Source organism: Streptomyces sp. V4I8 (assembly GCF_041261225.1).
Taxonomy (GTDB): domain Bacteria; phylum Actinomycetota; class Actinomycetes; order Streptomycetales; family Streptomycetaceae; genus Streptomyces.
The window spans coordinates 8,198,745-8,224,371 of sequence record NZ_JBGCCN010000001.1 but is presented as its reverse complement, the minus strand read 5'-3'; the positions used below and the strand labels follow the sequence as shown (position 1 = coordinate 8,224,371).

At 71.8% G+C, this 25,627-nt stretch carries 22 protein-coding genes and 3 pseudogenes; 12 read left to right on the top strand and 13 right to left on the bottom strand.

The genetic code is table 11. From position 1 onward, the window contains the following. The first annotated feature begins 15 nt into the window (after nt 1-15). Both ABIE67_RS37300 and ABIE67_RS37295 read left to right on the top strand, forming a co-directional pair. Nucleotides 16-867 carry an MBL fold metallo-hydrolase gene (locus tag ABIE67_RS37300; RefSeq protein WP_370265964.1) on the top strand — a complete coding sequence of 284 codons (852 nt, stop codon included), beginning with the start codon at nt 16-18 and terminating at the stop codon, nt 865-867. A gap of 113 nt (nt 868-980) precedes the next feature. Further along, a pseudogene (locus ABIE67_RS37295) lies at nt 981-1,127 on the top strand (IS701 family transposase); the annotation flags it as partial. A gap of 69 nt (nt 1,128-1,196) precedes the next feature. On the opposite strand, the gene ABIE67_RS37290 reads toward ABIE67_RS37295, so the two are convergent. Next, nucleotides 1,197-1,628 (bottom strand): phosphotransferase, encoded by a 432-nt coding sequence (locus ABIE67_RS37290; RefSeq protein ID WP_370269326.1) that lies wholly within the window; start codon nt 1,626-1,628, stop codon nt 1,197-1,199. On the opposite strand from ABIE67_RS37290, the pseudogene ABIE67_RS37285 reads away from it, so the two are divergent. The 4 genes and pseudogenes from ABIE67_RS37285 to ABIE67_RS37270 all read left to right on the top strand — a co-directional run. Continuing rightward, nucleotides 1,605-2,085, top strand: a pseudogene (locus ABIE67_RS37285) (IS701 family transposase); the annotation flags it as partial. The gene ABIE67_RS37290 and the pseudogene ABIE67_RS37285 sit on opposite strands and share 24 nt — an antisense overlap. A 148-nt stretch (nt 2,086-2,233) precedes the next feature. After that, nucleotides 2,234-2,791, top strand: a complete 558-nt coding sequence (locus ABIE67_RS37280) for a hypothetical protein (protein WP_370265963.1) — start codon at nt 2,234-2,236, stop codon at nt 2,789-2,791. A 74-nt stretch (nt 2,792-2,865) separates the two neighbouring features. Then, on the top strand, nt 2,866-3,339 hold the full coding sequence (locus tag ABIE67_RS37275; protein ID WP_370265962.1) for a hypothetical protein: 474 nt from the start codon (nt 2,866-2,868) through the stop codon (nt 3,337-3,339). Between the two features lie 115 nt (nt 3,340-3,454). After that, on the top strand, nt 3,455-3,610 hold the full coding sequence (locus tag ABIE67_RS37270; RefSeq protein WP_199830112.1) for a DUF6131 family protein: 156 nt from the start codon (nt 3,455-3,457) through the stop codon (nt 3,608-3,610). A 216-nt stretch (nt 3,611-3,826) separates the two neighbouring features. Here the strand turns inward: ABIE67_RS37270 and ABIE67_RS37265 are convergent, their stop codons facing one another. Further along, on the bottom strand, nt 3,827-7,354 hold the full coding sequence (locus tag ABIE67_RS37265) for a CHAT domain-containing protein (protein WP_370265961.1): 3,528 nt from the start codon (nt 7,352-7,354) through the stop codon (nt 3,827-3,829). 69 nt (nt 7,355-7,423) lie between these two features. Here ABIE67_RS37265 and ABIE67_RS37260 point away from each other — a divergent pair, with 69 nt between their 5' ends. The 3 genes and pseudogenes from ABIE67_RS37260 to ABIE67_RS37250 all read left to right on the top strand — a co-directional run. Continuing rightward, nucleotides 7,424-7,780 (top strand): hypothetical protein, encoded by a 357-nt coding sequence (locus tag ABIE67_RS37260; RefSeq protein WP_370265960.1) that lies wholly within the window; start codon nt 7,424-7,426, stop codon nt 7,778-7,780. Continuing rightward, complete coding sequence (locus tag ABIE67_RS37255) at nt 7,777-8,673, top strand: hypothetical protein (RefSeq protein ID WP_370265959.1); 897 nt, start codon at nt 7,777-7,779, stop codon at nt 8,671-8,673. Before ABIE67_RS37260 ends, ABIE67_RS37255 begins: the two co-directional genes overlap by 4 nt. After that, nucleotides 8,649-9,071, top strand: a pseudogene (locus tag ABIE67_RS37250) (GH32 C-terminal domain-containing protein); the annotation flags it as partial. The gene ABIE67_RS37255 and the pseudogene ABIE67_RS37250, both read left to right, overlap by 25 nt. Before the next feature lie 334 nt (nt 9,072-9,405). Here the strand turns inward: ABIE67_RS37250 and ABIE67_RS37245 are convergent. The 6 genes from ABIE67_RS37245 to ABIE67_RS37220 form a co-directional block, all read right to left on the bottom strand. Continuing rightward, a complete protein-coding gene (locus ABIE67_RS37245) occupies nt 9,406-10,368 on the bottom strand; it encodes a hypothetical protein (RefSeq protein WP_370265958.1) in 963 nt (320 codons plus the stop codon). Nucleotides 10,369-10,534: 166 nt separating this feature from the next. Then, nucleotides 10,535-12,706, bottom strand: a complete 2,172-nt coding sequence (locus ABIE67_RS37240) for an SWIM zinc finger family protein (protein WP_370269324.1) — start codon at nt 12,704-12,706, stop codon at nt 10,535-10,537. Between the two features lie 290 nt (nt 12,707-12,996). After that, on the bottom strand, nt 12,997-15,837 hold the full coding sequence (locus ABIE67_RS37235; protein ID WP_370265957.1) for a DEAD/DEAH box helicase: 2,841 nt from the start codon (nt 15,835-15,837) through the stop codon (nt 12,997-12,999). A 121-nt stretch (nt 15,838-15,958) separates the two neighbouring features. Then, a complete protein-coding gene (locus tag ABIE67_RS37230) occupies nt 15,959-16,540 on the bottom strand; it encodes a sugar kinase (RefSeq protein WP_370265956.1) in 582 nt (193 codons plus the stop codon). Beyond that, a complete protein-coding gene (locus tag ABIE67_RS37225) occupies nt 16,537-17,688 on the bottom strand; it encodes an ROK family glucokinase (RefSeq protein WP_370265955.1) in 1,152 nt (383 codons plus the stop codon). Before ABIE67_RS37225 ends, ABIE67_RS37230 begins: the two co-directional genes overlap by 4 nt. Nucleotides 17,689-17,827: 139 nt before the next feature. Further along, nucleotides 17,828-18,565, bottom strand: a complete 738-nt coding sequence (locus ABIE67_RS37220) for a GntR family transcriptional regulator (RefSeq protein ID WP_370269322.1) — start codon at nt 18,563-18,565, stop codon at nt 17,828-17,830. A 129-nt stretch (nt 18,566-18,694) separates the two neighbouring features. Between ABIE67_RS37220 and ABIE67_RS37215 the strand changes: the two genes are divergently transcribed. Further along, nucleotides 18,695-19,717, top strand: coding sequence for a Gfo/Idh/MocA family oxidoreductase (locus ABIE67_RS37215; protein WP_370265954.1), 1,023 nt, complete (start codon nt 18,695-18,697; stop codon nt 19,715-19,717). A gap of 37 nt (nt 19,718-19,754) precedes the next feature. Here the strand turns inward: ABIE67_RS37215 and ABIE67_RS37210 are convergent, their stop codons facing one another. The 3 genes from ABIE67_RS37210 to ABIE67_RS37200 form a co-directional block, all read right to left on the bottom strand. Continuing rightward, the gene (locus ABIE67_RS37210) at nt 19,755-20,939 is read right to left on the bottom strand and encodes a cytochrome P450 (RefSeq protein ID WP_370265953.1); all 1,185 of its coding nucleotides are present in this window, start codon (nt 20,937-20,939) and stop codon (nt 19,755-19,757) included. 44 nt (nt 20,940-20,983) lie between these two features. Then, a complete protein-coding gene (locus ABIE67_RS37205; RefSeq protein WP_370265952.1) occupies nt 20,984-21,673 on the bottom strand; it encodes a response regulator in 690 nt (229 codons plus the stop codon). Between the two features lie 133 nt (nt 21,674-21,806). Beyond that, complete coding sequence (locus tag ABIE67_RS37200) at nt 21,807-23,051, bottom strand: sensor histidine kinase (RefSeq protein WP_370265951.1); 1,245 nt, start codon at nt 23,049-23,051, stop codon at nt 21,807-21,809. Between the two features lie 179 nt (nt 23,052-23,230). Here ABIE67_RS37200 and ABIE67_RS37195 point away from each other — a divergent pair, with 179 nt between their 5' ends. Then, on the top strand, nt 23,231-23,434 hold the full coding sequence (locus tag ABIE67_RS37195; RefSeq protein ID WP_370265950.1) for a hypothetical protein: 204 nt from the start codon (nt 23,231-23,233) through the stop codon (nt 23,432-23,434). A gap of 60 nt (nt 23,435-23,494) precedes the next feature. Here the strand turns inward: ABIE67_RS37195 and ABIE67_RS37190 are convergent, their stop codons facing one another. Together ABIE67_RS37190 and ABIE67_RS37185 are read right to left on the bottom strand one after the other, a co-directional pair. Next, nucleotides 23,495-23,881: a ribonuclease domain-containing protein gene (locus tag ABIE67_RS37190; RefSeq protein ID WP_370265949.1), complete on the bottom strand. Its 387-nt coding sequence runs from the start codon at nt 23,879-23,881 to the stop codon at nt 23,495-23,497. A 152-nt stretch (nt 23,882-24,033) separates the two neighbouring features. Further along, a complete protein-coding gene (locus ABIE67_RS37185) occupies nt 24,034-24,660 on the bottom strand; it encodes a dihydrofolate reductase family protein (RefSeq protein WP_370265948.1) in 627 nt (208 codons plus the stop codon). 156 nt (nt 24,661-24,816) lie between these two features. Here ABIE67_RS37185 and ABIE67_RS37180 point away from each other — a divergent pair, with 156 nt between their 5' ends. Then, nucleotides 24,817-25,584 carry an SDR family oxidoreductase gene (locus tag ABIE67_RS37180; protein WP_370265947.1) on the top strand — a complete coding sequence of 256 codons (768 nt, stop codon included), beginning with the start codon at nt 24,817-24,819 and terminating at the stop codon, nt 25,582-25,584. The last annotated feature ends 43 nt before the right edge of the window (nt 25,585-25,627 follow it).

Below are 25,627 nucleotides of genomic sequence, written 5' to 3'. Positions count from 1 at the left end.
CTAGGGAGAGCAGCGATGCCAACCATGGAAACGTTCAACCTTCTGCAGCCGCACAAGATCGCCGAGGAGACGTTCGTCATCCCGTGGGCCCTCGAGGCCCCGCCGGTCGGCCACTTTCCGATGAACTCGATGGTGATCCGGGGAGCCGAACCGGTCCTCGTGGACACCGGGGCGCCCGCGGTGCGCTCCCAGTGGCTGGAGGCAGCCTGGTCCGTCGTGGATCCCCTCGACGTACGGTGGATCTTCCTCACCCACGACGACCGCGACCACGCCGGCAACCTCCTGGCGGTCCTCGCCGAATGCCCGAACGCGACCCTGCTGACGACATGGTTCTCCATCGGCCGCATGGCCGAGGAGTGGGAGACCCCCATCAACCGGTGCCGCTTCATGACCGACGGCGACACGATCGACGCGGGCGACCGCACCCTGGTCGCCAAACGACCGCCCCTGTACGACAACCCCACAACCCGCGCCCTCTTCGACCCGAAGACCAACGTCCTGTGGGCCGTCGACACCTTCGCCACGAACGTACCCACTCCGATGCCGGACGTAGCGGCGTTGTCCGCGGACGAATTCCGCGACGGCCAATTCTTCGGCGGACGGCTGGTCTCTCCCTGGGTCGCGTTGCTGGACACTCAGAAGTTCCGGACGGTCGTGGACGACTTCCAACGCCTGAACGCCGAGGTCATCGCAGGCTGCCATTCCCCGGTCCTCCGCGGCTCCAAGATCTCCGAGGCCTACGACCTCCTCCGCCGGCTCCCCGAGATCCCCCCGTGGGCAGAGTTCACCCAGGCCGACCTGGACCAGTGGATGGCGGCCGCCGAGAGCTCGGTACCACCGGAACAACCGCGACCGTCGGGGACGTGACTGCGGCCGTGGCCCTAGGTGTGCTGTCCGGGGACGTTGGCTTACGCCGCGCCGCGAGTGAAGGCGGAGGCTGATACTCCAGCCGTAGGTCGTGACCCTGCCGGTCGGGGCCGGTGCGGAGACGAGTCAGCGGCCGGTTCCCGCGGGTCGGACCACGCCGCCGCACAACCGCGTTGGTGCTCGGGCTGCTGTCCGACCTGCCGAAGAGGAACTGCTGGACGCCGGCCGCGCACGCGGGGGACACGACCCCGGACGGCATGGGAGGCACTCGGGTAGCACGGTGTTCGATGTCCACGAGAACCGGCAACACCACCAGCGCCAATGGCCTGTCACAGTCCCGGCCCCCTCCGCCGGGGCCCGGATAGCCGGCTACTCATGCCAGTCCGCTGTGGCGGCGCGCCCCTTGGTCGCAGAGCCGCCGCAGCTCTTCGCACCGGGTCAGCATGGCGGCCCTGCGGACCGGCCAGGGCGGTACTTCCCCGCCGTAGGCCCGGAAAGATTTTGTGGATACGGCGCAGCAATTCCCCACAGCTCGCCAAGACAGCTTCTGGTTGGCCAGCGTCCAGAAGTTCCTGGCCGGGCGTACCGGCCACGTAGCCAAGTGTGAGCGTGGCCACGGTTGTTTCCTGCACTGGCGGCACGGGCAACCGGCCCTGCAGTCGGGTCAGCAGTGCGTGCTCACGACGGAGCCTGAGTTCAGCCTCGGGGCTTGGGGCGCGAAGGGCGAGCGGTAATCCGACTGGGCCCAAGTCGACATCCACGGCCCAACCGCCCGCAGGCCCCGGCACTGGTGTCTGCTGGTCCGCCGCAACCGGCGCAGCGGTGAACTCGCCTTCTACTGCTGCTATTCGTTGGCGCCCGGTGCCGTTGTCCGATCTGGTGCGGGTGGCCGGCCGGCGCTGGACGGTGGAGGGGCGTTCCAGGCCGGCAAAGGCTTGGCCGGCCTGGACGAGCACCAGGTTCGCTGGTGGACTTCCTGGCACCGTTGGCTCACTCTCGCCATGCTCGCGCATGCGTTCCTCGCCGTGACCGCAGCCGCCGAACGTCGGGATGACCCCAGCGTCCGGAGACCTGATCCCCCTGGCCGGCAACGAGCTCCAGCATCTGTTCGCGGCACTGATCAATCCGGTCCACGATCTCGCGCGCCGACTCCGCTGGTCTCGGCAGCGATGGCGTCACCAGGCCCGCGCCCGCGCGTCCCGCTACCGACGACAAGCAACCGCTCAACCGCATCCGGGTTCGCCCCGACGCCCCGCAGGTCGACCATGCGTGCCCCTCCCTCGTCCGTGGGACAGCATCTCCCTGGGGCACGGAGAATAAACTAGACTAAATATTGCAAACCGGCACACGTGAGGGGGTCGGAGCGATGTCAACTGGGACCCTCCTAGCGATCATCATCCCCGTCGCGGTGGTGCTGGTGGTGCTTGCCGCGGGAGCCGTTCTCGTTCAGCGCCGCCGACACCTGCGTGAGCGTTTTGGCCCTGAATACGAACGCACGGTCGAAGATGCCGGAGGCCGGCTCAAGGCCGAGCGCGATCTGAGTGCACGCGAGAAGCGCCACGACGCGCTGGAAATCAGGCCACTACCGGGGACCGTCCGGGACCGGTATACCCGGGACTGGGAGAACGTACAGGGAGAGTTCGTGGACCGCCCGGAGGATGCCGTGCAGGACGCGGACATTCTGGTGACGTCCCTGATGCGCGAGCGCGGCTATCCGACCGAGGGCCTGGAGCAGAGGCTCAAGGACCTCTCGGTCGAGCATGGCCGCACCCTGGAGCACTACCGCGCCGCTCACGACGTCAACCAGCTCAGCATGAAGCACGAAGCGACCACAGAGCAGCTGCGGGGCGCCATGGTGCACTACCGCGCCCTGTTTGACGAGCTGCTCTCCAACGGCGGTCAGGCCCGTCACGCCCGGACCTGACCCGCTTCACACATGACCGTCAGGCCGCCACCTCGGGCCCCCGGCCTGAGGCAGTCGAGGCGTACGGAGTGAAGATGCGACGCGAATACATACCAGAATCGGGCCAGAGCGGTCTGTCCACCGATGACCTCGCCCAGCCCAGCAGTAACCGGGACCTGGGTGAAGACACCGAAGCCCGCCCCGAGACCCCCGCCTTCCCCGGCGAGGCCACCGCGACGGCGGGTGGTGGCGAAGCCGCGCCCCCTGCCGAGAAGGCCGCCACTCCGGCGGAGGAAGAGCCGCCGCAGCTCCTCGCGACGGAGGACGAGGAAAGCTTCCGTGGGCGCTGGGAGAGCATTCAGAACGAGTTCGTCGACGACCCACGTGGAGCCGTGCACAAGGCTGACGCGCTTGTCGCGGACGTCATGCAGACACTGGCCGCGACGTTCGCCGACCACAAGAAGAACCTGGAAGAACAGTGGAACCAGGGCGAGGAGGTGAACACGGAAGATCTCCGCACGGCCCTGCGCCAGTACCGGTCGTTCTTCAACCGCCTGCTGACCACTTGAGCAACCGGCTCAGGCGCTGGCGACGCCCGCTCCTGCAACGGTGAGAGTAAGAGCCGGGCGGCGGAATGAGTGTCAGAAGAAGCCACACGGCACAGTGGGGACCCAGGAGGCCACCATGATCATTCTCGGTATCATCCTGCTCGTCATCGGTCTCGTGGCGGGGATCGGCATCCTGTGGACGATCGGGATCATCCTGCTCGTCATCGGCGCGGTTCTGTTCCTCCTCGGCTCCGTCGGCCGCGCCGTCGGTGGCAGGCGGCACTACTGGTAGTCCCCGACCGGGGTGCGTGAACGTGCGCTTCGGGCAACGCAGCGCCCGCCAACCACCACGGCCGCAGGGCCCAAGTCCGCGCCCGGCACGCCGTTGGCGTCGTCGGCCCGCCCGAAGTGCTCGGTGATCGCAACACTGCAAGCCGCTGAACAGAGCAGTGGCTGATGCGCCTCTGTCCAGACCGCCCCGAACCCGGGGGTGGCACCGTCCAGCAGCTCAGTCACCGACGTGCACGTGCGCGGCCCACCGCGTCGGCACGGCCGGGTAGGCGTCCCTCATGCGACGGGAGGTCTCGGTGAGCGCGGTGGCCGCCCGGGCGGTGTCGGCGGGCCGGGTGCCGTGCGCGGTGAGCGCCTCGTACACCGCCACGGCCGTCTCGGTGCTGTCCGCGGTGTGCCACAGCGTGCCGATGACGCCGCGGAAGCCGGCGAGGTGGAACGCCGATGCCAGGTTCAGCGGCTCGTCCAGCAGCGCCGGGTCGGGACTGGCCGTGTCGCACGCGGACAGGAACGCGAGCTGCGCCTGCGTGGTGCGCAAGTCGCGCACGAACGACGGCACGAACATCCCGTTGTTGAGCATCAGCCCGCCGAGGTCGGGGTGCTCGGCGGAGCTCACCGCACGGCCGTGGCAGGCGAAGTGGGCGATCGCATGGTCGTGCAGGCCATCCTTGATGGCGTCCGCGGAGGCAGCGGAATCGACGAGCACAGTAGAGCCGGGCAATAGCGCGGCCACCGCCTCGGCCTCGTCGCGGGCGCTCGTCAGCGTGGGCACGCCTTCACGCTCGCCCACGCCGACGGCGAGCGCGGTGGGACGGGCGTGGCGCGGCGTGGGCATGGTGACGGTGTCGGCCAGCGCGGTGAGCGACGGCGTGTACGAAGAGACAACGCGGTCGAACACGGTCCGCCCGGCACGGTCGCGGTGCCTGCCCGCTGCGTGCAGCGGCAGCCCTGCCATGACGCCGATCGGGCACCACCACAGCCGCGAGTCCGCGACCCGGTCCAATATCGGCCCGGCCGTGGTGTCCCACAACCACTCCAGCACCGCGTGCACGTCCAGCTGGGCCTGCTCGCGCCGGTCGAACGAGCACTCGGGGGCCTTCACGTCAGCGATCGCCGCCCGCACTTTCCTGACCTGGGCACGGGCCGTGCTTGCGGTCAGCTGCCGCAGCGGCACGGTCTCGACGGGCTGCAGGTAGTCGCCGGGAACGACGAGCGCGGTGCCCGCCGTGCTGACGATCACCACGGTGTGCCCGATCAGGCGCTCGCGCAGCATCTCAAGGTCCGGCGGTATCAGCAGGTTCTCGAACCCCCGCACCGCCCGCGCGGTCTCGATCAGGTTGTCCCGCCGCGCCGCGAGCCGCCTGATCCGTTCAACGGCCTGCGGTCGCGGATCCCAGTCCCTGGTGGAGGTTTGGCCGCGGTATTCCACCTCGATCTGGAACGTCAGGTCGGAGTAGGAGTCGGCGTTGGCGAGATCCTTCTCCACCTGGCTGAGCTCCTCGGCGAGCTCCGGCCGGATCTCGACCAGCTTCGCCCAGCCGCGGCGGATTCCCCACGCATCGCCGAACAGCACGGCCCGGCACTGTTCGAGCAGCTCCAGCGCCCGGTCCAGCTCGCCCGATCGCAGCCCGGCGTCCACCACCTGGTCGGCGAGCCCGTCCAACTGCCGCACGGCCCGCAGCCGCTGGGTTCGCGGCAGCGCCCGGCTGACCGCCGCGGGAATGGCGGCGATCACGCGTTCCAGCGCGTTCAGCACCGTCGCCGGATCCGCCTCGGCGAGCATCGCGGCCTGCCCCTGCTCGCACATCATCCGGTGCTGAGCGGTGGCGGCCGGGTGTGTGCCGACCGCCCGGTAGTAAGTGATCGCCTGTTCGCGCAGCTCGTCGGCGCGCGGCCCGCCGAACGTCGCCAGCGCACGGGCCGAGCGCGCGAGTGCGAACGCCCGCAGCGGCCACCAGTGGTGGTCGCGCGGCGTCTCACGAACGGCTTTCTCGGCGAGGTCGAGCGAGTCGTCCAGTGCGTCGAGGTCGCCGCACTGGTGGTACCGGTGGTAGAGCACGTCGGCGATCGTGCTTTCGATGCGCGGGGTGTCGGGGTGGTCGGGAGCCAGCAGTGCGAGCGCGGCGCGGTAGGCGCGTTCGGCCTCGCGGAACGGCTCGGCGTCCGTCGCGCCGGTGGTGACCGCCTGCGTCTGCACGGCGGCGGCGTAGTTGTAGAGCATCCCGATACGGCGCAGGTCGTCCGCGGGGATCGTGGCCACCGCCTGGGCCCCCGCCTCGACGGCCTGGGCGAACAGGCCGTGGTCCCCGGACTCGGCCACCGCCCGCGCAGCCATGGACAAGGTCGACCAGCGAAGCGGGAGGTTCTCTTCGCCGGGTGCGGTCAGCGCAACGGCCTCCTCCGCGACGGTGACGGCCTCCCGGCCGGCCGCCGGGTTGGCGCCGCGTTCGAACTGCTCGACCAGCGCGGATGCCAGGGTGGCGAGCCACAGTGCTCGCTGCTCCTCGTCGCGGGCAGGCATCTCCAGCAGGGCGCGTGCCGCGGCGACCGCGACTGTCGCGTCCTCGGGGGAGCCGGTCTGTACGGAGATGGTCGCCGCGGCATGGGCGAGCGCCTTCAACAGCTCGGCTCTGCGAGCGTCGGGTGAGGTGGTGAGCATCGCTTCGAAGACCGTGTCGTAGGCGAGCCCGATCGCCTCGGTGTCCCCGCCGAGCTCCCAGAGGTCGATGTGCTGGTGATAGAGGTCCAGCAGCGCGCCCGACCTGTCCTCGTGGTCGAGCGGCAGCCCGATGGCGAGCAACCACGCCTGGTCTCGCCGTTCCACCAGCACGCCGGGCCCGATGTTCTGCCGCAGCAGGGCCGTGACCTTGTCGCGCTGCGCCTGCAGAACGCTGGGATCGCGGTGGCAGGTCCGCAGGAAACGCGCCACGTCCGGCCCGATTCGGCTGCTGACCTCATGTTCGAGCTGGGCGAGCGCGGACAGGGTCATCGTGTTGCCGAAATCCCGCTCCAGCGCGTCGGCGAGGTCGCGGCAGGTGACGAACGCGCCGGCCAGATAGATCGGCGCGGCGCCGTGCGCGTAGAGGTCGGACTCGTACTGCGCGAGCTCGACCACGACATCGCGCCACACGGGGCGCTCGCGCAGTGCCAGCTGGGCGGCGGCCCGGTAGTCGGCGAGCACCTGCCCTCGTCGCCTGCCCGCGTTCGCTTGCGCGCGGGCGCGATCGACCAGCCGGCGGGCTCGTTGCGGGTCGCCGTGGGGCGTGCGGTCCAGCGCCCAGCTCAGCGCGTTGAGGACCTTCTCGGCGTAGTCGTTCGTGCCGTCGTACTCGTCGAGCATGAGTAGCAAGGCGCACTGGTCGACGGTGAGCGCGGCCTTCATCCTCTCGTCGTCCACAGCGTCCAGCAACGCGGTGTAGGCGTTCACGAAGTCGACGAGCGACTCGGGGTCCTGGCATTCGAGGAAATCCGCCCGTGCCTCCACCAGCTCCCGGTACTGCTCGGCGGCGGTGACGGCGGCGACCGCGGGATCAGCGTCCCCGCCCACGAGGGACGCCCAGAACTCCCGGTCGATCAAGCCGTCGAACCCGCTCTGCGCGCGGTAGCGGAGCCAGTACGCCTGCGCGAGGTGCGGCAGCAGGTGCGGCGGGCACTGCGAGGGCGGCGGGAGGGCGGCGGCGAGCAGTGCGCCGACGTCAGCGGAAGACTCGAAGTTCTCGACCACCAACCGGACATCGTCGTACACGCGGCCCCCCGATCCGTCCCCTCCACGGTAGCGTTAACCGGATCGTGGCGAAGGGGGTTCGGAGTCGGCATGGCACCAACGACCGGTCCGCGTGTCGGAACTCTTTGCCAACAGGCGGGAGATGCGCTGGCGGAACGCGCCGCGCGGTACGGCGTGGCGGACGTGCTGGCCAGGGTCGTCGAGGCGGCTTCTCGGGGCGCGGTGCCCGAATCGGACCTCGACCTGCTCGACAGCGCCTTCGCCGAGCACGGCATCGACAACCTGACACGGGCGTACCGCAACTTCGCCCGGTGGCCGGGACCACGGAGCGTGGTCGTCACGGCATGGAAGTGCCCGACCGGCGCGTGCCCGCGCGAGGCGACCGACAAGCAGCCGTCGTGCCATCTCACCGGGCAGCCGTTCCGCGAGATCAGGGTCGAGCTGTGAACGCCTTCCTCACGGAGCTCGGCAAGAACCTGGCAGGTCGCTGGGCCGCCGTACTCGCGCTGCCGGCCGCGGTGTTCGTGGCCGTCGTGGTGGCGGCGGTCGTACTCGGACCCTCGCACGCACTCGACATCGCGCTGCTGCGGACGCGGGTGCTGGCGGTGTCCACGGGACCGGCTCTGGTGTGGACCGCGGCGGGGTTCCTCGCCGCGACCGCCGCGGTGGGGGTCGCGGTGACGGCGTTGGGCGATGTCGTGATCGGCTCCTGGGGAGCGACGGGCGCGGGCCTCGGCCGGCCGTTCACCGCGCTGCGCCACCGCCGCTGGCACCGGGCAGCGGCGAAGGCGGACACCGCGATCAGGGCGGTGCTGGCCGACCCGGACAACCGCCACGCCAAGGCCACGGCGCGTCGCGCCGTGCTGCGCCGCGACGCGATCTCCGAGACCGAGCCGAACTGCCCGACATGGGCGGGCGACCGGCTACGTGCCGTCGCCGACCGCGTCCGCCGCGGCACCGGCCTCGACCTGACCACCACGTGGCCCCGGCTGTGGCTGGTGCTGCCTGACGCGGCACGGGTGGAGGTGACGACGATCCAGGAGCGTTGTGCCTCAGCCGCCCGCACGCCGGTGTGGACTTTGGCCTACCTGGTGGTCGGCGCGTACTGGTGGCCTGCGCTCGTGCCAGGACTTTGGCTGTTGTTGGTATCGCCACGGCGGATTCGCCGCTCGGTCGATGTGTACGCGGACCTCGTGGAGTCCTCGGTCGACATGCACAGCCGTGACGTCGCCCATCAACTCGGGTTCGAGCTGACGGGTCGGCTGACCCCGGAGATCGGCGCGCAGATGACCGAGGCGTTCCAGAAACACCAACCATCAGCCGATCCGGCCCACCAGTAATCCGACGCACTCTCACCTCTCCATCCTGGAATCGGCGTTCATCCGGTATACAGGGACGTCTGGACGTTCATCCACAGCTTCGGCACCCAGGTTTCCAGAGGGTCGCCCAACGCCCCGCTCGCGAACTGCTCGCACTGCGTGGCGAACGCGTACTGCACCGCACCGGACACGTCACACAGTCCGGGGCGGCCGAACTCGGCCAGGTCAGCCGCACCTTCGACCTCACTGCCGTCCTGACCCCGGACGCCACCGGCACCAGCGGCCTGCGCCTGGTCACCGCCGCGGACGACTGCGAGTACCTCGACATCAGCCTCGACCCCACCGCCGGCCGGCTCACCGTGGACCGCGGCCACGCGTCACGGGACGCGAGGGCGCGGGGAGGCTCGTATGCCGTCCCGTGCCCGGCCGCGAAGACCGGCGCCCCCGTGGAGCTACGCGTGATCGTGGACCGTTCGATCGGTACCAGCCGGACCCAGGCGCGGGAGCGGGAGCCCCACGCCCTCCCTCACTACGACATGTGCCACGTCGTACCGAGGGACGGGCCGAGGATGATCACCGGGGCGTCTTCCGGGCCGTCGAAGCGGTACTGGAGGGCAGGGGTCTTCGTCTCACTCACCGCTCCACGCCAACCGGCCTTTCCGACCGCCGGCCCCTTGGGCCCCAGGTCCTCACACCTGGCTCCCTCACATCAGCCGGTAACCCTCACACGGCTTTCCGGGGCGCCGGTTCGGCTCAGCCTCGGACGGTGACCCCGAACCGGGTCCGCATCCGCCTCATCTCCCACAGCGAGACGGCGGTCACCGACACCGGCCCGCCCAGCAACGAGCAGAACTGGACTGCCGGCGGGCCCTCCGGCATGCCGCTGTAGGCCAGGTTGAAGGCCGCGAGCACCCACACCAGCACCGCGGTGACCACGGGCGGGAGCATCGGGTGGACGTGGGCCGTGTTGAAGGCGCTGCGGGCGGAGTACAGCGACGCCAGGAAGAAGAAGGGGAATCCCCAGACGATCACGGCCGTCGCCACGAGGGCGACCACCACGGCCACCCAGTCCTTCCGCTCGTCGATCGCCATCTGGGCCGTCCCGTACAGGACTCCGCCGATGACCAGCACCGTCAGCAGGTACCAGCCGACCGCCTTGAGCGGGGCACGGAGCCGGGAGCGCATCTGCGGACGCAGATGCGCGGGCGCGTAGTAGATGAATCCCAGGATGACCAGCGGTCCGGCGCAGATGAGCAGGACCGGGGCGATGATCAGGTTGCCGATGCCGTCGGCCGCCGCGTTCTCCCAGCGGTCCGCCTCCACGCCGTAGACGAGGATCAGGGCGAGGGTGGCCGCGGCGCCGAGCACCGTGCGAGCCATCTGGACGCGGTCCACGGTGCGGTCCTCGATCCGGCCGTCGCCCTCCCGTACGAAGAGCCGGGTGGCGACGCGGTGCGCGGAGCGGATGATGGCGCCGGCGAGGAAGAAGACGGAGAAGTACCAGAGGCGGCTGCGCCGGCGCCGAACGGGGACGGGCGCCGCGGGTGGTGGGCCGTAGGGGTACGGATTCGCGTTGGGGTACGGATTCGCGTTGGGGTACGGATTCGGGTACGGGCCCGGCTGCGGTGCGGGCGGGCCGTAGGGGGCGTTGGGCGGCGGCCCGTATGGAGCGCCCCAGACCTGCCCTCCCGGTCCGTTGCCGCCGGGTTGCCCCATGCCGGGTCCAGGACCCCATCCCCCCGTTGACATGGCCTCTCCCACCATTCGTTTCTGGCCAACTGCGCTGTCGCGCGGCGACTTCGCGGAAGTGTAATTGCTCCAGGGGCGGCCCAGGCGGCCACCGTCGTGGCCGGCCGGAGCAGTGGAGCGCCCGGCCGCCGGGTCAGCCCTCCGGTGAGGCGCCGAGGCCGGTGAGGGCGCCGACCGGGTCGAGGTCGGGGGTGCCGCGGGGCCACCAGTCGTCGTGGCCCGGTTCCGATTCGTACGGGTACCAGAGGCCGTCGCGGCCGAGACGGAGTTGGACATGGCCACGGGGGTGGGTGAGCCGATTGCGCCACGGACGGAAGGCGGGGAGGTCGGCGGCGAGCAGGAGCGGGCGGGCCCGGTCGAAGCGGCCGGCCGGCGGGTCCCAGGGCTCTTCGAGCACGGCGAGCCCTTCGAGACCGCCCTGGCGCCAGGCGGCGACGGCGCGGGCCAGCTCGGCCGGGGTGCGGTCGGCGGCGGTGGAGAGGGAGGAGTACAGGGCGCGGGTGCCTGCGGTGAGGCCGGAACCGGGCCGGGCGGCGGCGAGCCGGACCGCGTCCTGCCACAAGGTCAGTTCGGCCACCGGGTCACGGCCGGCGCTGAGGAGGGCGTGCGCGCGGGCGGCCGCGTCGGTCGCCAGCTGGTCCAGCGCGAAGGGGTCCGGGCCGCCCGGTGCCGCCGGGTAGACGGGCGGCTGCTCGGGATGCGGAGGCACGGGCAACGGGGCGGGGAGGGAAGGCAGTCGGCGGTCAGGGGCCAGTGCTTCGGTGGCCCGTACGCCTGCCTGGGGCGCCGGTCCCTGTTCCTGCGCGGCGCGGGCCGCGCGTGCGGCGTTGCGGCGGGACAGGGCGTCGAGCAGCCCGCGTTCGCCCCGGCCGCGCAACAGGAGCAGTACGAAGGGGTCGGCGTCCAGCAGACGTGCTGTCTGGTAGCAGAGGGCGGCGGCGTGCTTGCAGGGGTGGCCGCGGTCGGGGCAGCTGCAATAGGGATCGAGGTCGCCGGGGCCGGGCAACAAGGGCACCCCGCACTCCGCGAGGGACTGCGGCATCACCTTGTCCAGCAGCGCCGCGATGTGCCCCGGCCGCTCGGCCACGGCATCCAGGAAGCGCGCCCAGTCGTCGTCGCCCAGCGTCCGCAGCCGCACCTGCACGCGATACGGCCGCGGCCGGCTCCCCCGCACATACGCCAGCACAAGCCCCGGCGTCACGGTGATGGCATCTACGTGCCCCTCCTGCGCGTAACCGCGTCCGCGGGCGAGCCGCTTGGCATCGAGCGCGCCCTCCTCCAGGGCGGTCACCCAGGCGTTGCCCCACCAGGTCTCGGCGAAGCGGGTGTCGTCCGTCGGGCGGGGCGCGAAGGCGGGGAAAGTACGGCGGAGTTCACCGTCCCGGCCCGGGGCGGCCATGGAGCGGGGGATCTGGGGTGCCGCGGGCTCGGGGTGCGCGGGGGGCTCGGGAGGCTCGGAGTGCCCGGTGGAGGAAGCGCTGCCGGGGCGCCCCTCCGATGCGGGGCTCGTGGGTACGTTCCGCTGTGGTGCGGCAGCCGGATCGGGCGCGCCCAAGTCATCGCCGAGGGGCGAGTCCGAGGACGGCATCCGGAAGGCACCGGCGAGCAACGCCCCTACGTCACGCGCCCGAAGGCTGTCGGAACCGCCGCCCCCGGAAGTGGTCCGCGCCGGTCGCCGAGACCGTCGCGTGCCCTTGGCTCCCCGGTCGGCCTCATCCGCCTGGGCCGCCCGACGCCTCTCCCCCAAGGCGGCGCGCAGCGCTTCCCGGGCGGCATCGGCGGGACGTGCCCCTGACCGGCCGGAGACGGGGTCGAGCGCCTCCGGGGCGGATCCCGCTTCTGCAGCCGGCTCGTCCTGGTGGTCGGCGGAGGCGTCCGACACATCCCGACCGGCGACGGAGGCGTCCGCGGCGGAAGCACCGACCGGCGCTGCCCGATCCCGGGCGGTGTCCTCGTCAGGCAGCTCCCGGCCGCCGCCGGAAAGGTCGGCCGAGACGTGCCCCGCCTCGGCGGAACCCGACGACACGGCCCGCTCACCGTCAGGAACGCCCGAGGTGTCCGACGCACCTGAGATGTCCGAGGTATCCGGCGACGCACGCCGTACCCCGGCAGAAGAACTCGCAGCGGCCGCCCCCTGCTCCTCAGCAGCACCGCGCGACGCGGATCCCCTCGCCTCGCCCTCGGCGCCCTCGCCCCCGCCTCCGCCCCGCCTGGCGGCGACCGCACGCCGCAGCGCTGCACGGGCCTCATCGCCCGGCCGGGCTCCGGGACGGGCGGGCGTGCCGGTCAGCTCGTCCGCTGCCAACTCCTCCTCGGCAGACGTCCCCTGCTCCACGTCCCGCTCCTGCGCCCCCTCCCGCCGTTCCCGCGCAGCCCGCAACGCCCGGCGTGCCACGTCGGCCGGTCGGAGCTCGGGCTCCCCCTGTCCGCTCGGCTCCCCCGGCCCGCTCGGCTCCTCCCGTCCGCTCGGCTCCCGCCCGCTCGACTCCTCCCGCCCGCTCAACTCATCCACCCTCGAAGCGCGGTCCCGCTCCCGCTCGCCCCCGCCCATCTCTGGCTGCCCGCCCGCACCACGTCCCCGCTCCCCCACCCCCGTCATGACTCCCTCCGCAGCGACACGAGGTCGGCCAGCTCACGGTTCGTCAACTCCGTGAGGGCCGATTCGCCGGAGCCGAGGATCGCGTCGGCCAGGGCCCGCTTGGACTCGAGCATCTCCGCGATGCGGTCCTCGACCGTGCCTTCGGTGATGAGGCGGTGGACCTGGACGGGCTGGGTCTGGCCGATGCGGTAGGCGCGGTCGGTGGCCTGTTCCTCGACGGCCGGGTTCCACCATCGGTCGAAGTGGACGACATGGCCCGCGCGGGTCAGGTTCAGGCCAGTGCCCGCAGCCTTGAGGGAGAGGACCAGGACCGGGGTCGCACCGCTCTGGAAGCGGTCCACCATGCGTTCGCGGTCCGGGACCGGCGTACCGCCGTGGAGCAGATCCACCGGGACCGCCCGCCCCGCGAGGTGGGAGGTGATCAGGCGGGCCATCCCCACGTACTGCGTGAAGACCAGCGCCGAGCCGTCCTCGGCCAGCAGGGTGTCCAGCAGTTCGTCCAGCAGCGCCAGCTTGCCGGAGCGGGCGGCCAGTCGCTCGGTCGCCGCCGCTGTCTCCTCCTTCAGGTACAGCGCCGGGTGGTCGCAGATCTGCTTCAGGGAGGTGAGGAGCTTCAGGACCATGCCGCGGCGCGCCATGCCCTCCGCCGTCTCGATGGCGTACAGCGACTCCCGCACCACCGCCTCGTACAGCGCGGCCTGTTCACGGGAGAGGGGGACCGGGTGGTCGGTCTCCGTCTTGGGGGGCAGTTCCGGGACGATGCCCGGGTCGGACTTCTTGCGGCGCAGGAGGAAGGGGCGCACCAGACGGGCCAGTCGGCCGACCGCCTCCTCGTCCTCGCCGTTCTCCACCGCGCGTGCGTGCCGGGCGCGGAAGGACTTGAGCGGGCCGAGCAGGCCCGGTGTCGTCCAGTCGAGCAGCGCCCAGAGTTCGGAGAGGTTGTTCTCGACCGGTGTGCCGGTCAGGGCCACGCGCGCGGGTGTCGGGATGGTGCGCAGGGCCTTCGCCGTCGCCGAGTACGGGTTCTTGACGTGCTGTGCCTCGTCGGCGACGACCATGCCCCAGGTGTGCGCCGCCAGCGTCGGTGCCGTCGACCGCATCGTGCCGTACGTGGTCAGGACGAAGCCGCCGTCCATGTCCTCCAGGGTGCGGTCCGGGCCGTGGAAGCGGCGGACGGGGACGCCCGGCGCGAAACGGGTGATCTCCCGCTGCCAGTTGCCCAGCAGGGACGCCGGGCAGACCACGAGGGTCGGGGCCGTCCTTGCGCGCTTCAGGTGCAGGGCGATGACCGTGATCGTCTTGCCGAGGCCCATGTCGTCGGCGAGGCAACCGCCGAGCCCCAGGGACGTCATGAGGTCCAGCCAAGCCAGGCCCCGGAGTTGGTAGTCCCGCAAGGTCGCCCGCAGTCCCGGCGGCGGCTCGGCCGGGCGCACCCCGGCCGTCAGCCGGTCGCGCAGGGCCGCCAGGGCGCCGACCGGTACCGCCTCGACGGCCTCGCCGTCGACGTCGGCGCTGCCGGTGAGGGCGACGGACAGCGCGTCGACCGGGTCGAGCAGGCCCAGTTCCCGCTTGCGGGCCTTGCGGACGAGGGCCGGGTTGACCAGCACCCAGCGGTCCCGCAGCCGGACGACCGGGCGGTGCGCCTCGGCGAGGGCGTCCATCTCGGTCTCGGAGAGCGGATCGCCGCCGATCGCCAACTGCCAGCGGAACTGGAGCAGTTCCTCGCTCTCGAAGAAGCCGGTGCCGTCGGTCGCCGAGCCCGGCGCGGGCCGTACGACCGCGGCCGCGCTCAGGTCCTGCGCCAGGTCCCGGGGCCAGTGCACCGCCACTCCGGCGGCCGCGAGCCGGGTCGCCGCCACGCCCAGCAGGTCGCCCAACTCCTCTTCGGACAGCGCCAGTACGTCGGGCACCTCCTGCTCGGAGAGCCGGTCGAGCGGCCCCCACACGCGCGCCGCGCGCCGCACCGCCAGCGCCGCGTCCACCCGCGCGCGTGGCCCGAAGGCCGCGTCCGCCTGGCCCGACCACAGGGCGGCCGCGTCGGCCACCAGGGTGGGGTCGGCGAGGCTGTGCACCTGGACGATCGCCGCGCCCGCGCTGCGTACGCCGGCGCCGTCGTCGTCGAAGAGGTCGTACGCCGACAGGTCGAGGCGGAGCGAGATCCGTACGCCCGCGTCCATGCCGGCGGCGACCTCGGCCGCCCAGTCGTGGGCGTCGGGCAGGCGCTGCGCCTCGCGCGCGGCGAAGGGCTTCCCGGAGGCGTGCGGCGCGGCGGGGGTGCGGGGCAGGGTGTCCGCGACCGCGTCAAGGAAGGACCGCATCAGCGCCTCGGGCTGGGGCAGCCGCAGCGGGCCCGGGCCGGGCAGGGGGACCGCGTGGCCTTCGTGGGGCAGGGCGGCGGCGACGGCTCGCAGGTGGGCGATGTCGTCGGGGTCGAGCGGGCCGGCCCGCCAGGCGTCGTGGCCGGTCGGCGTCAGGCCGGGCAGCAGCCGGCCGCGGGCGGTGAGGCGGAGCGCGTGCAGTGCGGCCGCGCCCCAGCAGGCGGTGGCGGGGTGGGCGGCCGGGTCCCGCCGGGCCCGCACGAGCAGCGGCAGTGCCTCGTCGAGCGGCAACGACAGCGCGGGGGTGGTCCGGCGGCGGACGCCTGCTCCATGGCGTCGTACGACAGTGAGCTCGGTGTCCTCGGCGGGCAGCGGGCCGCCCTCCGGGTCCCAGAAGGCCATCCGCCCCTCGCGCGGAAGGGAGGCAGGCAGGAAGACGGCCGCGAGCCGGACCGGGACGGCCCCCCTCGCCTGCTCGGCCACCGCGGCGCCACTGCTGTGCGCGACGCTGTCGCTCATACGTCCTGTCACCTCCCGCCCATGAGTCGGATCAACCGTCTCCGACTCTACGGGCGGGGTCTGACAATCGGCTCCGGCGGCCGTCGCGGACCCTGGACAGGGCCTGGACCGCACGGGGTGATCAGGGGACCGTACGCGAGACGACGTACACGAACGGATTGGCCGGGTCGGACATGTTTATGACGACGTCCTGAGTGGGCGCCGGGTTCTTCTGCTTGTGGACGAAGCCGTACCACGGGCCGGGGCCGCTGAAGTCCCAGCCGGTGATCTTCTGGTCGCGGGCACTGATGGTGATGGCGTCCCGCTTCAGCTCGTCCCGGGTGACGCCCATGGTGTCGAAGAACCAGTCCAGGTTCTTGTCGGCCGTCTGGAACTGGACGTAGAGCCGGCTGGTCTTCCAGTTGTTGGTCTCGTAGTACGCGACCTGGTACGACCAGTCCGGGATCGGGACCTGGTACAGGCGGCGCTGGACCTTCGACGGCCAGTGCCGGGTGAGCCCGGTCGCCGAGTACTTCTCCTCCTTGTCCTTGCCGCTGTCGCGGCTCTGGTTGGCGGAGATCACCAGATAGCCGGCCGGGACGCCGATGAGCAGCACGATGATGAGCAGGGTGAGCGCCCTGCGGCGGATCATGTGGCGGCGGTCCTCGGTCGGCTGCTGCGGCTCGTCCGGGGAGTCGGCCTGGCGGGGTACGGACACGGTCACGCCGACCCCTGCGACGGCGACCGGCGGGCCTCGGCGAACCGCGCGTAGCGTTCGTATCGTTCCACGCGGCGCCGGTTGGCGCGCCGGAAGCGGCGGGCGACCAGGCGGGCCAGGTCGGCGGCGCCGACCATGCCGGCCTCGGGGCCGAGCTGGGCGCGGGTGATGCGGGCCTCAGGGCGGTAGCCGCGGCCGGTGAGGTGGCGCTTGAAGGCGTCCCGCGCGGGGCCGATCAGCAGGTCGTCGGCGGCCGAGACACCGCCGCCGATCACGAAGCAGGACGGGTCCAGGGCGGCCGCGAGGTTGGCGATGCCGACGCCGAGCCACTGGCCGATGTCCTGGAGCAGCTCGATGCACATCGCGTCGCCCTCGCGGGCCAGCTCGGTGATCATCGGGCCGGTGATGTCGCCGATGTTGCCCTTGACGTGCTCGATGATCCCGTACGCCACCGGCGAGTCGGCGGCGGCCAGCTCGCGGGCCTCCCTGACCAGCGCGTTGCCGGAGCTGTACTGCTCCCAGCAGCCGCGGTTGCCGCACGGGCAGCGGTGGCCGCCGGGCACGACCTGCATATGGCCGAACTCACCGGCGACGCCGTACTTGCCGCGCTTGACCTGCCCGTCCTCCAGGATCGCGCCGCCGATGCCGGTGCCCAGCGTGATCATGACGAGGTGGTCCTCGCCGCGTCCGGCGCCGAAGCGCCACTCGGCCCAGGCGGCGGAGTTGGCGTCGTTGTCGACCAGGACGGGCACCGCGAGCCGCCCGGCGAGGCGGTCCCTGAGGGGCTCGTTGCGCCAGGACAGGTGGGGCGCGAACAGGACGCGGTTGCGGTCGGCGTCGACCCAGCCGGCCGCGCCGATACCCACGGCGTGCACGTCGTGCCGGTCGGACAGGTCCAGCACCAGCTCGACGATCGTGTCCTCGACGACCTTCGGGCTCTTGGACTTGTCCGGGGTCTCCGTGCGGAGCCTCTCCAGGATGTTGCCGTCGGCGTCTACGACACCCGCCATCACCTTCGTACCGCCGATGTCGATCCCGACGGTCGGCACACGGGGTGCGGTCAGGTGCGAGCGGCGCTCCCGGGGTCCCACGGTGCGGAGCACGGGGGCTCGCCGGGAGCCGATGGGGGCGGTGAAGTCGCGGTAGGTGCTCATCAGGCCCGATTCTGCCGCACGCTCACGCTGGGTGCCGAACGGGGCGGCAAAGGGCGGCGCGGGTCACAGCAACTTGTCCGGACATTACGACCACTGCGGTGTTCCTGCGCCCCCGGTCAAGTCCGTACGACAGCGGCACTCATGGCCGTACGAGCAGCTGGAACTCGAAGGAGTACCGGCTCGGGCGGTAGGTGTGGGTGCCGTACTCGACCGCTCGGCCCGTGTCGTCGAAGGTGACGCGCTGCATGGTTAGCAGGGGGGCGCCCTCCTCCTCCGCGAGCCGTTCCGCCTCGGCGGCGGTGGCGCCGCGCGCGCCGATGGTCTGCCGGGCGCTGTGCAGGGTGATCCCGGCGGACCGCATCAGCCGGTAGAGCCCGGTGGCCTCCAGCTGCGCGGTGTCCAGGTCGATCAGGGCGGGCGGCAGGAAGTTGCACAGGTACGCCATGGGCTCACCGTGCGCGAGGCGCAGCCGCTCGATGCGGTGTACGTCGCTGTCCTCGGCCACCCCCAGGGCGGCCGCGACCTCGGCGGACGCCGGGACGACGGTGTTGACGATCACCTTGGTCGCCGGGCGCTGGCCGGCCGACTCCAGGTCGTCGTAGAGGCTGCTGAGCTCCAGCGGGCGCTTGACCTGGCTGTGCACGACCTGCGTCCCGACGCCTCGGCGGCGTACCAGCAGACCCTTGTCGACCAGCGACTGGATGGCCTGGCGGACGGTCGGCCGGGACAGGCCGAGGCGTGCGGCGAGTTCGATCTCGTTGCCCAGCAGGCTGCCGGGGGTGAGCGCTCCGTGCTCGATCGCGGCCTCGAGCTGCTGGGACAGCTGGAAGTACAAAGGCACCGGACTGCTCCGGTCCACACTGAGCTCGAGTTCCACGGTCGGGTCCACTTCTGGTTTCGGCACGGGCCGAGCGTAGCTCTACGCGTTGTTGACGGGAAGTCGTGTAGTTCGATTGTCCGGACATATGCATTGACAGCGTACGCACTGAACCCCCACTTTGTTTCCATGCGCATCGGGGTCATCGGTACGGGCCGCATCGGCACGATTCACGCCAACACGCTCAGCCGGCACCGCGACGTCGGGTCGCTGATCCTCACGGACGCGGACGTCGCGCGGGCCCAGGAGCTGGCGCACGGGCTGGGGGAGACAGCCGCGCCGGGGGTGGACGAGATCTTCAGGTGGGGCGTGGACGCGGTGGTGATCACGACGGCGACGTCGGCCCACGCCGAACTGATCGGCCGGGCAGCGAGGTCGGGCCTTCCGGTGTTCTGCGAGAAGCCCATCGCGCTCGATCTGCCGGGCACGTTGCACGCGATCGGTGAGGTCGAGACGGCCGGGACGATCCTGCAGATGGGGTTCCAGCGCCGCTTCGACGCGGGGTACGTGGGCGCGCGCGACGCGGTGCGGTCCGGGCGGCTCGGGCGTCTGCACACCGTGCGCGCGCTGACCAGCGACCAGTCGCCGCCGCCGGCCGCCTGGCTGCCGCTGTCCGGTGGGCTGTACCGGGACACGCTGATCCATGACTTCGACGTGCTGCGCTGGGTGACCGGGCGCGAGGTCGTCGACGTGTACGCGGCCGGGTCGGACGCCGGGCCCGCGATGTTCCGTGAGGCGGGCGACGTCGACACGGCGGCGGTGCTGCTCACGCTGGACGACGGCACGCTCGCCACGGCCACGGCGACCCGGCTGAACGGCGCCGGATACGACGTGCGCATGGAGCTGGCCGGGGAGGCGGACCAGATCGTGGTCGGCCTGGACGACCGGACGCCGATCGCGTCCACCGAGCCGACCGGGCCGCCCGCGGCGGACAAACCGTGGTCCGGGTTCCTGGAGCGGTTCGGGCCCGCGTACGAGGCGGAGCTGAACGCGTTCGTGGAGGTGGTGCGCGGGGAGCGGGCCAATCCCTGCGACGGGCGGGAGGCCCTGCAGGCGCTGCGGATCGCGGAGGCGTGCGAGCGGTCGCGGCGGGAGCGAAGACCGGTCGCGCTCGCGGAGATTCCGGGCGGTTTTCCCACCGCGGCGCTGTGAGGACCGCCGGGCCCGACCGGCCTCGGTGGGCGCTCCACTACCAGCGCACCGGAAGACTCCGCACCCCACGCATCAGCGGGCCCGGCAGCCACTCCCCCGGCGCCCCGTCCAGGGCCAGGCCCGGAGTGCGCTCCAGCAGGGACCGTATCGCCGTACGGGCTTCCAGGCGGGCCAGGGGTGCGCCCAGGCAGTAGTGGATGCCGTGGCCGAAGGCGAGATGGCCGCGGGCGTCGCGGTGGATGTCGAAGCGGTCCGGGGCCGGGAAGCGGGCGCCGTCGCGGTCGGCGGCGGTGAGGCCGATCATCACCGCCTCGCCCCGCGCGATCGGCACTCCGGCGATCTCCAGGGGCTCGGCGGCGAATCGGAACGTGGCGTTCTCCACCGGCCCCTCGTATCGCAGCGCCTCCTCGATCGCGCCGTCGATCAGGGTCATGTCGGCGCGCAGGGCGGCCAGTTGGTCCGGGTGTGTGAGCAGGGCGTGGACGGCGTTGGTGATGAGGTTGACCGTGGTCTCGTGGCCCGCGATGAGCAGGATGAAGGCCATCCCCCGCAGTTCCTCCGGCGAGAGCCGGTCGCCGTCCTCAGCGGTGGTGCGGATCAGGTCGCCGAGCAGGTCGGCGCTCGGCCCGGTGCGGCGCTTGTCCTCGATGAGCTCGGTGAGGTACGCGGCGAGGCGCACGAAGGCGTCGTACTCGCTCTCCGCGCTCGTCGGCGCGACGGCCTCCGTGGACAGCTTGCGGAACTCCGTGCGGTCGATCTCGGGCACGCCGAGCAGTTCGCAGATCACGGTGATCGGCAGCGGATAGGCGAACGAGTCGACGAGGTCGGCCCGGCCGCGCGGCAGCATCGCGTCGAGCAGTTCGTCGGTGATCTGCTGGATCCTCGGCCGGAGTTGCTCGACGCGGCGCATGGTGAACGCGCGCGTGATGAGGCCGCGCAGTCGGGTGTGCTGGGGCGGGTCGGCGACCAGCAGATACTTCCCGATCAACTGCTCGTCGAGGAACGTCACCCCGATCTTGCTGCCGTCCTTGGCCAGCCGCGGGTCGGCGAACGCGGCACGCGCCTCCTCGTACCCGACGACGAGCCACGCCTCGTGGTGCTCGTCCGGCACCTGCAGCCGCACCCGGTGCACCGGACCGCGCTCGCGCAGCCGCGCGTACACGGAATGCGGGTCGGTGCGGAACCGCGCTCCGAACTCCCCCAGGTCGATCACGTCCGCCATGACGCTCCCCCTCCCACCACCTCGACAACGAGCGGGAGCACCGCCTAGTGCCCGTCCTCCTCCGGTTCCTCCGACTCCTCCAGAAGTCCCGCGTCGTACGCCAACAGGGCGATCTGCACACGGTTGTTGAGGTCGAGCTTGGCCAGGACGCGGGAGACATGGGTCTTGACGGTGGCGACGCTCATGTAGAGCTCCGTGGCGATCTCCGCGTTGGCCAGGCCCCGGCCCACCGCGACGGCGACTTCGCGTTCGCGGTCGTTGAGGGCGGTGAGCCGTTCACGCGCGCGTGCCCGGCGGGTGTCGGCGGCCGCGCCCGCCGCGTGGTCCATCAACTGGCGGGTGACGGTGGGCGACAGGACCGGGTCGCCGGCCGCGACCCGGCGCACCGCCTCGACGATCTCGGTGGGCGGGGTGTCCTTGAGTACGAACCCGGCGGCGCCGGCCCGCAGGGCGCGCAGCACCTGCTCGTCGGCGTGGAAGGTGGTCAGCAGCACCACCTGCGGGGCGTCCTTCCTGCCGCGCAGCCGCTCGGTGGCGGTGAGTCCGTCGACCGACGGCATCCGGATGTCCATCAGGACCACGTCCGGCCGGGTGCGGTCGACCAGCGTCTCGACCTCGTCGCCGTCGGCCGCCTCGCCGACGATCTCGATGTCGTCGGCGCCGCCCATCATGAAGGACAGCCCGGCCCTGACCAACGGGTCGTCGTCGACGAGGAGGAGTCTGATCGCAGTCATGTGCCACACGTAATCACGGTTGTGCGGGGCGCGGGGGCCGGACGGCGTGGAGTCGCGGTGAGGAACGCCGCGCGGCCCGCAACAGCGCGCGCCGGGGCGCTTGTTGAGCACGCCACGCGTGGACCGACGCGCGTCACCCCCACGGCAGCCAGGCCCGCACCTCGAACCCGCCGTCCGCCACCGGCCCGTGCTGCAGCCGCCCGCCCGTGAGCGTCGCCCGTTCCGTCAGGCCGATCAGGCCCTGGCCGGAGCCGGGAACGTGGGGGACCTCGCCCTCGGGCGCGGGATTGCGTACCGACACGGACAGCCCCTCGCCCGGAGCGCCGGTCACCGTCACCGTGACCTCCGTGCCGGGCGCGTGCTTGCGGGCGTTGGTCAGGCCCTCCTGGGCGATGCGGTAGGCGGTGCGGCCGACGGCGGCGGGGACGGCGGCGGGGTCGGTGACGTGCTGGTCGAGGACGACCTTCGTGCCGGCCTCGCGGGACTCCGTGACCAGTGCTTCCAGCGCCGCGAGGGTCGGTTGGGGGCGGCCGGAGTCGTCGGACTCGCCCGCGCGCAGCACGCCGATGATCTCCCGCAGGTCCTGGAGGGCCTCGTGGGCGCTCTCGCGGATGACGCCGGCCGCCCGTGCGATCTCCTCGCGGGGCGCGTCGGGCCGGAACTCCAGTGCGCCCGCGTGCACGCTGAGCAGCGTCAGCCGGTGGGCGAGGACGTCGTGCATCTCCCGGGCGATGGCCTCGCGGGCGAGCCGCTGCGCCTGCTCGGCACGCAGCCGCGCCTCCGTCTCGGCGCGTCGGGCACGGTCGCGCAGGCTCAGCATGAGCTGCCGTTTGGACCGGACGAACATGCCCCAGCCGACGACCCCACCCGTCAGCATCGCACCGACGAAGATCGCCCAGCCATACGAAAGGTCGGGGTCGGGGCGCAGCCAGAAGAACAGCGGGGTCAGCGCCAGGGACGCGCCGCCCACCCAGGCCACGTACCGGACGGGCCGGTGCACGGCGAGAGTGAAGAAGGCGATAACGCCGGCGCCGCCCGCGGTACTCGACACGAAGCAGACCGGGACCATCGCGATGGCGAGCCCGACCGGCCAGCGGCGCCGGAGCCACACCGCCGCGCAGGCGAGCGTGCCGAGGATCTGGTCGAAGGCGGCGAGGCCGACCGGGATGTTCTCGTCGGCCACCGTGTCCGCGGTCAGCAGACCCAGGGTCACGGCGAGCAGGAAACAGAAGAAGTCGACCACCCAGTCGCGCGCGGTGCGCCGGGGCCGCCCGGAGCGCTCGGGGTCGAGATCGAACTCCTTCACCAGGGCTGAGGGCAGCAACCAGCGCCGCACCGTGAACGCCTGCGGTGCGTGCACCGACTTGTCACCACTCACGATCGACAAATCTACGCAGTGGCCGCCCGCGGCGCGCCTCCTCCGGCGTGATCGCCGACCAAAGTCGCGCCAGTACAGACTTTGGACGCGGCGGGCCCGCCCGGAACGGGAACTTCCGTCTGCCATGGCTCGCCCCGCGGCCGATAGGCGTGGGGGGTCCGCGGGGCGAGAGTCATGGCATGAAGCAGTTGCTGGAGTTCCTCGGAGTCATCGCCCTGGTGCAGGGCGTCGCGGGCCTGCTGAACGAGTTCACCGACTGGGACTGGGGTCTCGTCCAGCGGATCGGTTTCCTCGACGGCTACGGGATCTACGCGAGCGTCGCACTGCTCGTGCTGGCGGTCGCGCTGTTCGCGGCCGCCGGGAGCAGCCGGAAGTCCGGCTGAACGCGGACCGGGCCTCCGGCTGGTCGCACCGTTCCTCGGCGCCGACCGTGGCCTACGGGCTCAGCAGCCGTAGTTGACCAGGTCGAACGACTCGTAGTGGTCGGCCGTGTAGTAGTCCTCCTGGTTCTCCTCACCGGTGACGATCCGGCGCGCTCCGCGCGTGGAGGAACCAGGCGTGATGACCGTGTACTCGTGGTAGTACCCGGACGACTGGCTGGGCAGGATGCCTTCCCGGTTCTGGAAGACGGTGCCGTCCTGCGAGTACGGGTAGGGGCCGCCCTGCTCGATCAGGTCGAGCGTGTCGTGCGCCTGGGAGGGCAGGTCGCTGTAGCAGATGCTGCCGACCGCGGCGGCCGCCGGCGTGGCGGTGACGGTGCCGCCGACGAGGAGGGCGGACAGGACGGCGGCCGCGGCGCCGATGCGGGTGATTCGTGGGGGGAATCTCATGGCTTCATGATGACGCGCGTAGACAGTGGCATGTCAATGTCAAAGTTGGAGATTTTCCCGGCAAGTCCGATGAGTTTTCGGGAAGTTAACGTACGTCCCGGCGTCCTCACGCGATCTTCATGAGGTCGTGCGAGAACGCCGAGGACGGCTGGTCAGGCATCTTCCGGGAGGGCGAACGAGCCGTACTCGGGGCGGCCCGCCAGGTCGTAGGAGTTGATGGCGACGCCGGTGCTCGTGACGCTGCCGCCGGTGTGCCGGAACGCGGTGGGCACGGCGCCCTCCGTGAACAGCCGGTGGCCCGTGCCGAGCACGACCGGGAAGGTCAGCAGGTGCAGGGTGTCGACGAGCCCGAGGTCCAGCAGGGACCTGACGAGGGCACCGCTGCCGTGGACCTGCAACTCGCCGTCGGTGCGCTCCTTGAGCGCGGTGACCTCCTTGGCGAGGTCGCCGCCGATCACGGTGGTGCCGGCCCACCCGGGGTTCGCCAGGGTCGAGGAGGGGACGTACTTAGGCAACCCGTTCAGCTTGGCGGCGACCGGGTCGGCGGGGTCGGTCACCTTGGGCCAGTACGCCGCGAAGATGTCGTACGTACGGCGTCCGAGGAGGAAGGCCCCCGGGCGGCCGAAGACGTCGTTGATGAACCGGCCGAAGTCGTCGTCGGCGTAGCGGAAGCTCCAGCCGCCGTGCTCGAAGCCGCCGCGGGTGTCCTCCTCCGGGCCGCCGGGGGCCTGGTAGACACCGTCGAGCGTGACGAAGAGGGTGGAGACGAGCTTGCCCATGAGAGGTGCCTCTTTCCGGGGTGGGATCTGTTGTCATCACCTCAGACCTCTCCGGCACCCGCAACTCATCGGCGTGGGTTCCGCCTCGTTCCGCCCTCGGATCTCGGTGTCCGTTCGCCGCCAGCACTTCGTCTCTCGCGGCGCTGGGATGGACGTATGACAACCACTTACGGACCCACGACAAGCACTCGGGGAACCCTGCACGGCAAGGTGGCCCTGGTCACCGGAGGCAGTCGCGGCATCGGCGCGGCGACGGCGCTGCGGCTCGCTCGGGAGGGCGCGGACGTCGCCGTGACCTATGTGAACGGCAAGGAGGCGGCCGAGAAGGTCGTACGGGCCGTGGAGGCGCTGGGCCGCCGGGCCGTGGCGCTGCGGGCGGACGCCGCGGACGCGGACGAGGCGGCGGGCGCGGTGGAACTCACCGTGGAGGCGCTCGGCGGCCTGGACGTGCTGGTGAACAACGCCGGTATCGGTGTGCTGGCCCCGCTGGACGGCCTGGCGCTCGGGGACGTGGACCGCGTCCTCGCGGTGAACGTCCGGGGCGTCTTCCTGACCTCCCAGGCGGCGGCCGCCCGTATGAGCGAGGGCGGCAGGATCATCACGATCGGCACATGTATGACGCAGCGGGTGCCGGGCCCCGGCGGAACCCTCTACGCGACCAGCAAGTCGGCCCTGATCGGCCTGACGAAGGCCCTGGCGCGCGAGCTGGGCCCGCGCGGCATCACGGCGAACATCGTCCACCCTGGCCCCGTCGACACCGACATGAACCCGGCGGACGGCCCGTACGCACCCGTCCAGTCGGCGATGACCGCGCTGGGGCGCTTCGGTACGGCCGACGAGGTGGCGGCGACGGTCGCGTACCTGGCCGGGGCGGACTACGTCACGGGCACGGAGTTCGCGGTGGACGGCGGGTACGCCGCGTGACATGTCGTGGGGCGCACCGGTGCTGTCCGGGCCGGTGCGCCCC